12 protein-coding genes and 1 tRNA gene are annotated in these 13,585 nt (G+C 68.9%); 6 read left to right on the forward strand and 7 right to left on the reverse strand.

Annotated elements, in window-relative coordinates:
• Positions 1–12: 12 nt before the first annotated feature.
• On the reverse strand, positions 13–312 hold the full coding sequence (paaB, locus tag AC0VYP_RS17615; protein ID WP_285757124.1) for a 1,2-phenylacetyl-CoA epoxidase subunit PaaB: 300 nt from the start codon (positions 310–312) through the stop codon (positions 13–15).
• Entirely contained in the window at positions 309–1,283 is a 975-nt protein-coding gene (paaA, locus tag AC0VYP_RS17620; protein ID WP_475474282.1) for a 1,2-phenylacetyl-CoA epoxidase subunit PaaA, read from the reverse strand. The genes paaB and paaA overlap by 4 nt, the downstream gene beginning before the upstream one ends.
• 569 nt (positions 1,284–1,852) lie before the next feature.
• Between paaA and AC0VYP_RS17625 the strand changes: the two genes are divergently transcribed.
• The 3 genes from AC0VYP_RS17625 (at position 1,853) to AC0VYP_RS17635 (ending at position 4,449) form a co-directional block, all read left to right on the forward strand.
• Positions 1,853–2,629 carry a TetR/AcrR family transcriptional regulator gene (locus tag AC0VYP_RS17625; RefSeq protein WP_285757125.1) on the forward strand — a complete coding sequence of 259 codons (777 nt, stop codon included), beginning with the start codon at positions 1,853–1,855 and terminating at the stop codon, positions 2,627–2,629.
• 324 nt (positions 2,630–2,953) lie between these two features.
• Positions 2,954–3,592, forward strand: a complete 639-nt coding sequence (locus AC0VYP_RS17630; RefSeq protein WP_285757127.1) for a hypothetical protein — start codon at positions 2,954–2,956, stop codon at positions 3,590–3,592.
• A gap of 182 nt (positions 3,593–3,774) precedes the next feature.
• Positions 3,775–4,449: a class I SAM-dependent DNA methyltransferase gene (locus AC0VYP_RS17635; protein WP_475470766.1), complete on the forward strand. Its 675-nt coding sequence runs from the start codon at positions 3,775–3,777 to the stop codon at positions 4,447–4,449.
• A gap of 22 nt (positions 4,450–4,471) precedes the next feature.
• On the opposite strand, the gene AC0VYP_RS17640 is transcribed toward AC0VYP_RS17635, so the two are convergent.
• From AC0VYP_RS17640 to AC0VYP_RS17650, 3 genes are all read right to left on the reverse strand, one after another.
• Positions 4,472–6,355 (reverse strand): ABC transporter ATP-binding protein, encoded by a 1,884-nt coding sequence (locus AC0VYP_RS17640; RefSeq protein ID WP_475470768.1) that lies wholly within the window; start codon positions 6,353–6,355, stop codon positions 4,472–4,474.
• 138 nt (positions 6,356–6,493) lie between these two features.
• Positions 6,494–7,513 carry a helix-turn-helix transcriptional regulator gene (locus AC0VYP_RS17645; protein ID WP_475470770.1) on the reverse strand — a complete coding sequence of 340 codons (1,020 nt, stop codon included), beginning with the start codon at positions 7,511–7,513 and terminating at the stop codon, positions 6,494–6,496.
• 55 nt (positions 7,514–7,568) lie between these two features.
• Entirely contained in the window at positions 7,569–8,669 is a 1,101-nt protein-coding gene (locus AC0VYP_RS17650; RefSeq protein WP_285757131.1) for an LLM class flavin-dependent oxidoreductase, read from the reverse strand.
• 478 nt (positions 8,670–9,147) lie between these two features.
• Between AC0VYP_RS17650 and AC0VYP_RS17655 the strand changes: the two genes are divergently transcribed.
• On the forward strand, positions 9,148–9,531 hold the full coding sequence (locus AC0VYP_RS17655) for an STAS domain-containing protein (protein WP_285757132.1): 384 nt from the start codon (positions 9,148–9,150) through the stop codon (positions 9,529–9,531).
• A gap of 321 nt (positions 9,532–9,852) precedes the next feature.
• Here the strand turns inward: AC0VYP_RS17655 and AC0VYP_RS17660 are convergent, their stop codons facing one another.
• Positions 9,853–10,899: a methyltransferase gene (locus AC0VYP_RS17660; RefSeq protein WP_475470772.1), complete on the reverse strand. Its 1,047-nt coding sequence runs from the start codon at positions 10,897–10,899 to the stop codon at positions 9,853–9,855.
• Between the two features lie 413 nt (positions 10,900–11,312).
• Here AC0VYP_RS17660 and AC0VYP_RS17665 point away from each other — a divergent pair, with 413 nt between their 5' ends.
• Entirely contained in the window at positions 11,313–11,618 is a 306-nt protein-coding gene (locus AC0VYP_RS17665; RefSeq protein ID WP_285757134.1) for a hypothetical protein, read from the forward strand.
• A 151-nt stretch (positions 11,619–11,769) separates the two neighbouring features.
• Here the strand turns inward: AC0VYP_RS17665 and AC0VYP_RS17670 are convergent.
• Positions 11,770–11,843, reverse strand: a tRNA-Ile gene (locus tag AC0VYP_RS17670).
• 342 nt (positions 11,844–12,185) lie between these two features.
• On the opposite strand from AC0VYP_RS17670, the gene AC0VYP_RS17675 reads away from it, so the two are divergent.
• On the forward strand, positions 12,186–13,571 hold the full coding sequence (locus tag AC0VYP_RS17675) for an FAD-binding oxidoreductase (RefSeq protein ID WP_475470774.1): 1,386 nt from the start codon (positions 12,186–12,188) through the stop codon (positions 13,569–13,571).
• Positions 13,572–13,585 lie beyond the last annotated feature (14 nt).

Consider the following 13,585-nt stretch of genomic DNA (forward strand, 5'->3'; position numbering starts at 1 on the left):
CGCGGCCTCCTGTCAGATGTGCGGGACGTCGTCGGGGATCGGGTAGAAGGTGGGGTGGCGATAGACCTTGTCCCCGCTGGGCGCGAAGAACGGGTCCTTCTCGTCGGGACTGGAGGCGGTGATCGCCGAGGCGCGCACCACCCAGATACTCACTCCCTCGTTGCGTCGGGTGTAGAGGTTGCGGGCGCTGTGCAGGGCCATCTCCTCGTCCGGAGCATGCAGCGAACCCACGTGCACATGGTTGAGGCCGCGCTTGCCGCGCACGAAGACCTCGAACAACGGCCACTCATCAGCGGGTGCGGAGTCACTCATCGATCGTCCCCTTGTCCGGTCCCCTGGTGTTTGGCCGCGTAGGCGGCGGCCGCTTCCCGCACCCACGCCCCTTCCTCGTGGGCGGCGCGGCGCCGGCTGACACGCTCGGCGTTGCACTGGCCGCCCCCGGAGACGACCCGCTTGAACTCCGCCCAGTCCACCGCGCCGAAGTCGTGGTGTCCGCGCTCGGCGTTCCACGCCAGGTCGGGGTCGGGCAGGGTCACCCCCAGTGCGACTGCCTGGGGCACGCTCATGTCCACGAACTTCTGCCGCAGCTCGTCGTTGGTGTCGCGCTTGATCCCCCAGGCCATGGACTGACGTGTATTGGGCGAGTCCGCGTCGGGCGGTCCGAACATCATGAGCGAGGGCCACCACCACCGGTTGACCGCGTCCTGGACCATGGTGCGCTGGGCGGGGGTGCCCGCCATCATCTGGAGCAGGAGCTCGTAGCCCTGGCGCTGATGGAACGACTCCTCCTTGCAGACGCGCACCATGGCACGGGCGTAGGGGCCGAAGGAGCTGCGGCACAGGGGCACCTGGTTGCAGATGGCCGCGCCGTCAACCAACCACCCGATCACTCCGACGTCGGCGAAGGTCAGGGTGGGGTAGTTGAAGATCGAGGAGTACTTCTGGCGGCCTTCGATGAGCCGCTGGGTGAGGTCGGCGCGATCCACTCCCAAGGTCTCGGCCGCGGCGTACAGGTACAGCCCGTGGCCGGCCTCGTCCTGGACCTTGGCCAACAGGATGGCCTTGCGCCGCAGCGAGGGCGCGCGGGTGAGCCAGTCGCCTTCGGGCTGCATGCCGATGATCTCCGAATGCGCGTGCTGGGCGATCTGGCGCACCAGGGTGCTGCGATAGCCCTCGGGCATCCAGTCCCGCGGCTCGATCCGCTGGTGTGCGGCAATGCGCGCGTCGAAGTCCGCTGTCAGCTCCTGACCGGTGGGGCGGTCACGTACCGCCGCCGGTTCCATAGCCATCGCCACCACCCTTTCTTACCGAACATTCGGTCAGTAATTAGCTAATCGCAAACCGGCCCCCAGAACAACCCCGGACGGCGAACCGCTTGCCGGCGGCGGATGACCGACCGCACGCCCCAGGATCCGATCGGCGCGGCCGACCCCGACCTCGGCGGCGTCCACGAAGCCGCGGTCCGCACAGGCGCCGGCAAGATCGGGGCGTCCGATCAGCAGCCCACACAAGGAAGCCGTTCCGTCGAACGCCGGGACGACGGCGACTCGCCCGGTCGCGCGCTCTCCCGGCCGCGACGACAGCGAGGCGGAGCAGACCCCGGACCGGCACGACAAGCACCCGGCCGCACCGCTGGACGAAACCCAGGGCACAGCCACCGGTGCCACCGGCGCCACCCAAGGACAGGGCGCTCTCCCACCCGACCATGGGCCGACGAAAAGACCCGGTCACGCCATCGGCGGCAATGGCAGCCCCAACGTCCGCCGGCTCCAAAATGTATATTCTATATATTTACCGTCTATGCTATATACAGTCGCACGACGGCCGTTGACCACAAAGCCGGGAACGCAAGATGACGATGCACGACGAGGCCCAGAACAGCGCACTGCCCACCGTCATCGAGCTCTTGTGGGGGAATCGACCGCCCTCGCGCCGAGGACCGAGACCGGGGTTGAGCCTGGAACGGATCGTGGGCGCCGCGATCGAGTTGGCCGACGCCCACGGCCTGGCAGCGGTATCCATGAACCGCGTGGCCGAACGGGTCGGCGTCACGCCGATGGCGCTCTACCGCTATGTCCGGAGCAAGGACGACCTGCTGCTGCTGATGTCGGACGCCGTGTCCGGCAACGCCCCCGAACCAGCCGATCCGGCCAAGGGCTGGCGTATCGGCCTGGAGACTTGGTCACGGCGCTACCTGGCCGTGCTGACCGCCCACCCGTGGATGCTGGAGATCGCGGTCGAAGGACCGCCCCTCGGCCCCAACCAGTTGGACTGGATGGACAGCCTGCTGCGCGCACTGTCGCCCACGACGCTGCCCGAGGAGACCAAGGTCGGCATCCTGATGCTGCTCAACAACTTCGTGTGCGGAGAGGCGAAAACCGCCGCCGGACTGAGCCAGGCGTCGGCCGATCCCGAAGAACAGGCCCGCTTCAGCTACGGACAGCTCTTGCGGCGGTTCGTCACCCCTCAGCGCTACCCGGCGCTGCACGCAGCGGTCACCGCGGGCGTGTTCACCGACAACGGCACGGCGACCGGCTACACCGACGCCGACTTCTCGTTCGGCCTCGGCTGCGTTCTGGACGGCGTGGAACAGCTCATCCGCGACCACGATGGCGAGCCTTCGCCCTGACGACACGGGCCGCCCTGGCCGCGGGTCCGCGACGGACCGTACGCGAAACCATCCCCCGCACCCGTCCCGGGGCCTCCGCGAGCCGCTCGCGCCACGTGCCGCGCCCGGCCCCAGGGACCGCGAAGCCGGTAGCGGCCTCCGACGGCTGCACCCCGTCCACTGCACTCTCGGCCACTCGGGCGCGCAACCGGTCCCGGATCTCCTCCGGCGTGTAGGCACGCCTGCGACGCTCCGCCCGAGCGATCACCACTCCGGTCGCTGCGACGCCCGCAATACCGGCCAGCCCGACTACCTTCCACCAACGCATGTGCCTAGGCTAGCGCCGTGACTGGTACGCGCATCACCCTCGATCAGGCCGTAGAACTCACCCGCACCGGCGACATCTGGTTGTTTCGCGGGAGGAGTGTCCCCGACCGGGCCATCCAGATGACCACGAACAGCCCGATCAACCACGTGGGCATGTCCGTTGTCATCGACGACCTTCCCCCGCTCATGTGGCACGCCGAACTCGGCCGCTCCCTGCCCGACATGTGGTCGGGGACGCACCAGCGCGGAGTGCAGTTGCACGACCTGCGTGACGCGGTCACCGTCTGGGGCCGGCGCTACGGTCAGCGGGGCTGGCTGCGCCAGCTCGACCCCGCCGGCGGCCGGGAGGTCGAAGACGCCGTGCTGCGCACCGTGGCCCGTCTGGACGGCACCCCCTTCCCCTCCACCAGCCGAATGGCCGGCCGCTGGCTGCGCGGACGCCTCCCCCGACTGCGAAAGGCCCCCCGGGAACAAGAGAGCGCGCTGGAAACCGCCTACTGCGCGGAGGTCGTGGCCCTGACCTACGAGGCGATGGGACTGCTGCCCGACGACCGGCGCCCCAACTGGTACGACCCCGGCCGCTTCTGGAGCGGTGACGACCTGCCGCTGGCCGACGGCTACCGCCTCGGTGGCGAAATCCAGGTGGACCTGCCCTAGACACCGCGGACCGCGTACCGCGACCGCCGATCCCACCGCCCGCCGCACCACTCCTCTGACCGCCGGACCCGGTCACGGATTCGTGAAGTTTTCGCCGCGCCGGCACACGGCGCTCACGTAGGATCGCTGCCACGCGCGCACGGCCGCGGGGCCGGGCTGACGGCGACGAGGACAGGTCAACCATGAGTGACACCGACGCGGCGGGACACGACCTCAACGACGCAGCGTGGTCGGCGCGCCAGGAGGAGCAGGCCCTGGCCTTCGACCGCATCGGGCACCGCTACGACGAAGCCTTCCCCCACAAGTCCGGGCAGATCGAGTGCGTCGAGGCCCTGCTGACCACATTGGCGTCCGGCGCGAACGTCCTGGACCTCGGCTGCGGAACCGGCCTGCCCACCACCCGCCGACTGGTCGAGGCGGGCTGCCGGGTCACCGGCGTGGAACTGTCGCCCGTCATGCTCGACCTCGCACGCGCCAATGCCCCCCGCGCGCACCTCGTACAGGCCGACATGACCGCCTTCTCCCCCGAACCCGGCAGCTACGACGCCGTCGTGGCCTTCTTCTCCCTGCTCCAGCTGACCAGGGCGCGCATTCCCCGCATGTTGACCACCGTCCGACACGCCCTGGTGCCCGGAGGACGGCTGTGCCTGTCGATGGTGGAGGCCGACCTCGACGACGTCGCGATCCCCTTTCTCGGCAACCGGATCAGGGTCACCGGCTACCCCCGGGAGGAACTCCGGGTCGTGCTGGGCACGGCCGGCTTCCACATCGAGAAGGAGACCGTACTGACCTATGCCCCCGTCACCGCCGAGGCTCCGTCCGAGACCCAACTGTTCCTGACCTGCCGCCGCGCCTGAACGTCCCCGCCGAACCGCACGCTCACCCGACAGGGCGCTCCACAAAATCCTGGTCGAACTGGGTGCGGTGGAGCTCTTCGTAGCGGCCGCCCGCGGCCAGCAGGTCGGCGTGGGTCCCGCGTTCCACGACCCGCCCCTCCTCCACCACGAGGATCAGATCGGCGGCGCGCACCGTGGAGAGCCGATGGGCGATCACCAGGGCGGTGCGACCGACCAGTGCCTCGCCCAACGCCTCCTGCACCGCGGCTTCCGACGTGGAATCGAGATGGGCGGTCGCCTCGTCCAGGATCACCACCCGCGGTTGTGCCAGGAGAAGCCGAGCGATGGTGAGCCGCTGACGCTCACCGCCGGAAAGCCGGTAGCCGCGCTCCCCGACGATGGTGTCCAACCCCTCGGGCAGTGACGCGATGAGGTCGGACAACCTGGCCCGCCCCAGCACATCCCACAACTCCTTCTCCCCCGCTTCCGGACGTACCAGCAACAGGTTCGCGCGGATCGACTCGTGGAAGAGGTGCCCGTCCTGCGTCACCATCCCCAGCGTCTGGCGGATCGAGTCGGCCGAGAGGTCGCGCACGTCCACCCCGGCCAGGCGCACCGCGCCGGAGTCGGCGTCGTAGAGACGCGACACGAGCTGCGCGATCGTGGACTTTCCGGCCCCGGACGATCCCACGAGCGCCACCATCTGCCCCGGCTCGGCGCGGAACGAGACGTCGTGCAGGACCTCGACACTCTCCCGGGAGTCCAGGACCGCGACCTCCTCCAGGGACGCCAACGAGACCCGGTCCGCCGAGGGGTACCCGAAGCTCACCCGATCGAACTCGACGTCCACCGGCCCGTCGGGAACCGTCCTGGCATCGGGACGATCGGTGATCAAGGGCTTGAGGTCGAGGATCTCGAACACCCGCTCGAAGCTCACCAACGCACTCATCACCTCCACCCGCGCACTGGCCAGAGCGGTCAACGGGGCGTAGAGGCGGGTGATCAACAGGGCAAGCGCCACCACGGCTCCGGCCTCCAACCGGCCGGTGAGCGCATAGAACCCGCCGAGACCATAGACAACGGCCAGGGCCAGCGCCGACATGAGGGTAAGCGCGGTGACGAACACCGACTGGACCATCGCGGTGCGTACGCCGATGTCACGGACGCGCCGGGCCCGGGTGGCGAACGCGGCGGACTCCTCCGCGGGCCGCCCGAACAACTTCACCAGTGTGGCCCCGGGCGCGGAGAACCGCTCGGTCATCTGCGTACTCATCACGGCGTCGTGATTGGCGGCCTCGCGCTCCAACCGGGCCAACCGCACGCCCAGGCGCCGCGCCGGCAGCACGAAGAACGGGAGCAGCACCAGGGCGACCAGCGTGATCTGCCAGGAGAGGCCGACCATCACGGCGAGGGTGAGCGCCAGTGTGACGACGTTGCCGACGACACCGGAGAGCGTGTCGCTGAACGCCCGCTGCGCGCCGATGACGTCGTTGTTCAGCCGGCTGACCAGCGCACCGGTCCGGGTGCGGGTGAAGAACGCCACCGGCATGCGCTGGACGTGGTCGAAGACGGCGGTGCGCAGATCCAGGATGAGGCCCTCGCCGATCGTCGCCGACAGCCACCGGGTGACCAGTCCGAGACCGGCCTCGGCCAGCGCGATGACCGCTATGAGAAGGGCGATCCACAGGACGACGTCCATTCGGGAGGCCGCGATGATCTCATCGACGACCCGGCCCGCGAGCAGGGGTGTGGCCACCGCCAACACCGCTCCCAGGACGCTGAGGAGGAGGAACCACGCGAGGCGGCGACGATGCGGACCCGCGAACCGGCCGATGCGCCGCAGCACGGCCCGGGAGAAGGGCCGCCGGTCCTCCCGTGCATGCATCGCGTTGTAAAGGGAGTTCCACGCGGTCACTTCCATGCTCATCGCACATCACCGGTTCCTGGGGGCGGGCTCGTCTGCTGGCTCGGTACCGCCATCATGTGCGGGCGGTACGACAAGCACGACGGTAAAACCTCAAGGAAGGTTGAGGTCAAGGCCCCGGTGCGGAATGCGTGGCATCGGTCAGCTCGCGATGGGCGTGGCCTCCATCGTCTGGGAGGGCATCTCGCCGAACCTGCGCCGGTAGAGCGCGGCGAAGCGGCCCAAATGGGTGAACCCTGCCTGGTGGGCGATGGCAGCGACCGAGGCATGCGTGGGCTCGGCATGACGCAGGGCCCGACGCGCATGGTCGAGACGGACCTGGCGCAGCAGTGCCATGGGAGTGGTGCCGTAGGTGCGGCGGCATGCTCCCTGGAGGCCGCGAATGCTCATTCCCATCGCCCGGGCGAGGTCGGCGACCCCGATGGGTCTGCGGTGGTTGGCCTCCAACCAGTCCAGCAACCCGGCCATGCCGTCGGCCCGGCCACGGCTCTCACCCCGTCCGGCGAGCAGAACATCGGTGGAGGTGTGGGGCAGTCCCAGCAGAACCGTGGTCAGCAGCGACTGTTCAAGGGCGCGTACCGCCATCGGATGCATGGCCCCGGTGGAGACCTCGTCGAGCATCCGGACCACGTAACGCCAGGTCTGGTCGATGACCTCCGCACCGTGCACCGTGGGATCGCCCGCCCCCAGAAAACGAAGCGACGTGGACGAGGGCTCGCCGGTCATCAGTTCCAGGTGGTCCTCGAGCGTGCCCATGGACGACGCGAGGACCATGCACCCGGCCACGGGGTCGGGGCTCATCCACATCTTCTCGTCCTGGGACAGCACCAGGCTGCCGGCGGTACTGCCGGCCGACCCTGCGCGCTGGTAGCGGACCCCCATGGGGGCCTGCGGCGCACACATCGCGAAGTGTCCCTCGGTGGGCGGCGTCTCCACCACGACGCCGGACCCGCCGTAGCGCACCCACACGAGACTGAGCAGACCCAATTGCGCCCCGTTGACCACCCCGTCGAGGGGGTGCCCGGGGCTGAGTGCCCTGAGGTCATGGCCGACCGCAAGCGGTTCGACCGCGGCGTGCAGGTCTTCGATCCTCGTGCTGCTGGCCCGGTGGTAATTCGTCAGCAGCGGCGGTTCGGACAGGGTTGATTTCTCCGCGCTCACGAGAAGTAATACTAGAGCCCGATCCCGCCGCTGCAAGGGAATCCTTACCTCATGGTTACTCCTGCGGGGGGTGCACAGCGCGAACACCTGCGCGTTCGAGCCGGGGCAGCACTTCCTGAGCGAAGTAGGGAAGCTCACCGGCGTAGTCGAGGAACGACAGCGTCATCCCGGTGAACCCGGCCTCGGCGAACGCGACGATCTGACTCGCGACCCGGTCGGGGTCCCCGACCAGAGGGTATCCGCCGTGGCCTGCGGCGAAGCGATCGCGGAAGGTGCTCAACATCTCGGGGGTGAAGGACTTCGCGTGCAGGCCCTGCATGCGCATGACCTCCTCGACCGCCGGCCAGTCGGCGTTCTCGTCGGCGTAGTAACGCAACTGCTCCTCCGCTTCGGCCTGGGTGGGCCGGCAGGTCACGTGCCCGAAGGTGAACACCCCGACGTCCCTGCCGTTGTCCCCAGCCTGCGCGCGGATCGCCTCGACCACTCCCGCCCCGTCCTCCGGTCCCCCCACCGAAGTGAAGGCGTGGTTGGCGTTGCGGGCAGCAAAAGCGCGCCCCTGGGTGGAGGACCCGGCATTGATCACCGGGATGGCCGAACCGTTGAACGGCTTGGGGCGCCCCACGACCCGCTTGAGATCGAAGAACCGTCCTTCATGGTCGAAGGGCTTGTCCTCGGACCAGATCCGGTGGACGACCTCCCACCACTCCTGGGCCAGGGCATAGCGGTCGTCGTGTTCGGTGGGCAGCGCCAGCCCGAACATCTCGTACTCGGGGGCGTGCCAGCCGGCGACGATGTTGAGCCCGACCCTGCCCCGGCTGATGTGGTCGATGGTGGCCAGCTGCTTGGCCGCGACGACCGGATGGTGGAAGGCCGTGTGGACGGTCGCGAAGACCCTGATCCGCTCCGTTGCGGCCAGCAGTCCCGTCGCCCAGGTCAGGGTCTCCAGGGCGCTCTCGTGAAAACCGGTATCAGGACCCCAGTCCGTCCAGCGGGCGACAGGAAGGATGAAGTCGATGCCGACCTCCTCGGCGATCAGGGCAAGACGCAGATTGTCTTCCCAGTCGCCCGACCAGCGCTCGGGGACCTTGGTGATGGACAGCCCCGAGGCCGTGTTCGGGGAGAACAGGCCCAGTTGGAAGTCTTGGCGGAGCGTCATTGCTCACTCGCCTTTCTGAGAGGTCGTTTTCCGGATGCCACCGCGTCCACCGGACGGGGCCGCTGCGCGTCCCTATAGGGGGAGCGATTAACGCATAACACGTCATAACTAGCCTTTTCCAACCAATCTCAACCCACCGCGACATGTCCGTTTAGCGCGCCGTCCAGAGTCCTAGTAGCCAGAAAACGAAAACCTCAGTAAGTTGAGTGTGTCCGGTAGGTTTCTCCCGCTTCCGGTGGGACGTCGTCCTCCGGCGGCCCGGAATGCGGACGGCATACCCGGGCTGCGGCGGCACCGGCCCCCTTGTCACGTCGCCAGCGCGACAACGGACCTGCTCAGCGGTCAGGTCCACCCTGTCAAGGGGGCCCGGTGCCGATCTCGGCGAAACACCTGCCACGCCCCGGAACACTTCGGCAGACGGCGCTCTCGCGCACAACGGAGCACGCCGCGCACGTCGTACAGGAAAAGAGATGGTCCTGTGTCAGATGATCCCAGCGAAGCCCTCGTGATACGCCTGTCCGGCGAGATCGACATGGCCACCGGACCGGCTCTGGGCGAATTGATCCGGCGCAGCGGATCCAGTCAGGCCCTGCCCCGCCCCGTCATCATCGACCTCTCGCACGTGGCCTTCCTCGACTCCGCGGGACTGCGCTCACTGTGCATGGCCCACGACACCCTGGCAAGGCAGGGGGTGGAGTGTGTGTTCGCCGAACCCCGCGGGATCACCGCCACCCTCCTGGAGTTGCACGACGTCGCACGCAGCATCGACGTCTACCCCATCGTGGAGACCGCACAGGCGGCGCTGAACCAGGCGGACCGGTGCGGCGACCGCTCGGGGACGGCGGGACGCAAGCAGCACTGAGAAGACTCCGGCTCCATCCGTCAGCCGTTCCCTCCCCACCATGGTTACCGGCGGCCCCACGGGTGGATCGGACACGCGGACACCAAGCACCGACCTCCCCGGCCTGAGGGTGAACCCTCCGGCCGGGGAGGTCCGCACCCCGGTGCGCTACCGCAGCTTCGACGGAGCGGGCCCCGACGGTGACCGACGACGGCGCGATCGTGCCCCACAACCGGATCGACGCCCGGAACCAACCCGCCGGCGTCTCGCCCCCGCCCGCAACCACGGGCGTGGGAAGGCACCCGCCCGAGGACGTATGGACACAGGGCGGACCCGGACAGCTCACGCCGGGGCGGCCTCGATGAGACAGAGTCCTGCGCCCGGGCCCGCCTGGCTGATCGCGGTGAGGGTGAACCCCGCCCTCTCGCACAGACGGACGAAATCGCTCCGTGTCCGCTCCAGGCCGCCGACGTTCACCAGCATGTTGAGATCACTGAGATAGGAGACCGGCTGCTGCTTGGGCTCGACTGTTTCGGGGAGCACCGGTTCGACGATGAGAAGCCGCCCCGTCTCGGGGACGACCCGGCGACAGTGACCGAGGATCGTCGCGGCACGGTCGTCGTCCCAGTCGTGCAGGATGCTCTTGAGCAGATAGAGGTCGGCCCCCTCGGGGACAGCCGCGAAGAAGTCGCCGGTGACGACACGGCAACGGTCGGCCACACCGGCCTTTTCGAGGGTGCCCACTGCCTGGGCCGAGCCCTCGACAGTGTCGAACACGATGCCGCTCAGGTGGGGATAGGCGCGCAGTACCGCGGACACCAAGGTGCCGTCCCCGCCCCCGATGTCGGCGACGGTGGTGAAACTGCCGAAGTCGAACTGCTGGGAGACGGCCGCGGCCAGCCCTTGGGTGCCCTGGCTCATCGCGGCGTTGAACAGAGCGGAGAGCTCGGGCTTGTCCTTGAGGTAGCCGAAGAAATCCGTGCCGAACACCGCGTCGAAACTGGTCTCGCCCGTGCGCAGGCTGGTGTCCAGGTGCTCCCAGCCCCGACACATCAGGGGTGCGGTGAACACCCGCACCAGTGCGTGCATGGAGTCCGGACGATCGGTGCGCAACAGCGCGCCGGCAGGGGCGAGCCGGAAGTGGTCGGGGCTCTCCTCCGCGAGAATGTCGAGGGCCGCGAGGGCACGCAACAGACGCCTCATCGACTGCACGGACAACTCGTTCTCGGCGGCGAGGTCGGGAGCGGAACGCACCCCGTCCCCGAGGGCGTCGGGCAGCCCGAACCGGGTGGCCGAACCGACGACCTGGGCCGCCATGGTCCCGAACATCAATCGGACGAGTCCGCCGCGTACCGCGGCCTCGGTACTCGTGTTCGTTGCCTCTGCCATGCCGGATCCTCCCCGTCGGCCCTGCCGAGTGTTGTTACGTCACAGCCCGACTCGACACCCCATCCGCACAAGAACAGCCGCCGAAACCGATCCCCGCCTATGAGAAACAGGACGGCGAACGCTGGCCGGCGTAACCCAACGACATATGCCGTGACCTGCAAATTCGCTTTCTTTCAATGGGGTGACACGGGTGATGCCCTTCGAGCGCGCTGGTGCTGTGCGAGGGACCCGACCAGCGGCCCCGGCCCGTGTCCCCGCCCCGGATCGGCTTCCATCCCTTGTGGTCCGCTGAGGAGTGCCTACAATGCTTCTCCGGTTCGGATCGCAGTAGGAGGTGGTCCCGGTGAAAACGGCGCCCCAGCCGTCCGCCAGGAGGGTCCGGAGCACGGACGGTGGGTCCCGGAAGGAACGAGATGTCCCGCACGGACAAGAGCAAACCGCTGTGGGTGCGCCAGCGCGAGCACGGCGCGGTGCCGGTGCACGACCACCGTTTCGGAACCTGCGACCTGCCGCCGCAACCGCTACGGGAGGATGCCTCGACGCGGTGCCGGTGGGAATCCCCCGAGGCGCTGTTGATGGGACACGAATGCTGTTCGGGGTGCCACAAGCGCGGCTGCACCGCGGAGTGGCAGGCCTACAACAGGACCGCCAACCGCAGACGGCGCCACGCGGACCGGTTGCGCACGCACCAGTGGGTGCGCAAGGCCAACACGCGGTAACCGCTCTGGCGACCACCGCCTCCTACAGCTTGTGCCCCGTCGTCCCGCCTGCCGTCGGGCCGATGCGAGCCATGGGAAGCCGGGCCGAAACACCAAGCGCCGCTGGCCTGTACTCGCAGGTCGGCGGCGCTTTTCCCATGTGTACGGCGAGTAGGCCGGGCGGGGCTCGAACCCGCGACCCAGGGATTATGAGTCCCCTGCTCTGACCAGCTGAGCTACCGGCCCCACACCCTGGAACCTCGAAGACGCTCCATACTTTCGAACCAGTCACAGGTTGACGGGGTGCCCGCGATTCTAGCAGTACCGGTCTTCTCGGCCACGGGCGCGATTGTCGGTCCGGCATGGGAAACCCGACCCGCAGCGCCGGCAAGGGGTTTCTCGAGGTCACCGTAACGACCGGACCGTCTCACGGGTGATCTGCGGGGACAGGGCTCATTTTTTCTCGATCGCGCAGTAGCCCGGAGGCCGGATTCGGCCACCTCTGGCCCGGGCGGTCCCGGCGCCGCGGTGACACACCGTGTCACCGAACATCGGCGGGGAGTAGGGGCGGGAGTAACGTGCGAAGACATGACGACTCACGTCCACTCGACACTGCTGGACCGGCTGCGCGCCGGCCTCCCCGACACCGTCTTGAGCAGCGATCCCGACGTTCTCGCCGGCCATCGCGAGGATGCGGCACCGCTGAGCCCCGTGGGTGTGCCCGCGGCGCTGGTGCGCGCGGGTGAACTGGGGCACGTGCGGCACGTGCTGGGAGTCGCCCAGGAACTGGGGGTCCCGGTGGTGCCCCAGGGGGCGCGTACCGGCCTGTCGGGCGGGGCCAACGCGGTCAACGGCTGCGTGCTGTTGAGCACCGAGCGGATGAACACGATCGAACGCATCGATCCGGTCGAGCAGATCGCCGTGGTGCGCCCCGGGGTGCGCAACGCCGACCTCTCACGGGCGGTACGGGCCGAGGGTCTGTACTATCCGCCCGACCCCGGCTCCTGGGAGACGTCAACGATCGGCGGCAACGTCGCCACGAACGCCGGCGGGATGTGCTGCGTCAAGTACGGGGTCACGGCCGACTTCGTGCGAGGTCTGGAGGCGGTCCTGCCGGGCGGGGAGGTGGTGCGTACCGGTCGCAGTACCGCCAAGGGCGTGGCCGGGTACGACCTCACCCGGTTGCTGTGCGGTTCCGAGGGCACGTTGGCCGTCATCACCGAGGTCACCCTGGCGTTGGTCCCGGAGCCGGAGGCTGCGCTGACCGCGGTGGCCACGTTCGGTTCGGTGCAGGATGCGGCGCGCGCGGTCGCGGGGGTCATGGCGGCGGGTCACCGTCCCTCGCTCCTGGAGCTGCTCGACGCGCCGACGATCCGCGCGGTCAACGCCCATCGCCCGATGGGACTGCCCGAGGAGGCTGCGGCGATGCTTCTGGTCCAGTCCGATCGCGGACCGTTGGCGTCCGGGGACATCGCCGCCTACGCGGAGGTGTTCGGCAGCCATGGCGCCCAGGAGGTGGCGACCGCTGACGACGCGGCGGAGTCGGACATGCTCTTGGAGGCCCGTCGCCTGCTGCTGCCGGCCCTGGGGGACCTGGGGTCGGTATTGGTGGACGACGTGTGTGTGCCGCGGGGGCGAATGGCGGAGCTGGTCGAGGGGGTGGCCGCGCTGGGCGCGACGAGCGGCCTGGTGACGGCGTGTTCGGGTCATGCCGGTGACGGCAACATGCACCCGTGCGTCATCTTCGACGCGGCCGACCCCGGCCAGGTGGAGCGGGCGCGGGAGGTGTTCGCCGCCATCATGGACCTGGGCCTGGCCCTGGGCGGGACCATCACCGGTGAGCACGGTGTGGGCCTGCTCAAACGCCCGTGGTTGGCGACCGAGCTCGGTCCGGTGGCGATGCGGCTGCACCGCGAGGTCAAGCGGGTGTTCGACCCCAAGGGCATCCTCAATCCGGGCAAGGTGCTCGGTTGAGGGGTGCGCGGCGG

The organism is Nocardiopsis sp. iso_186, from assembly GCF_056173365.1.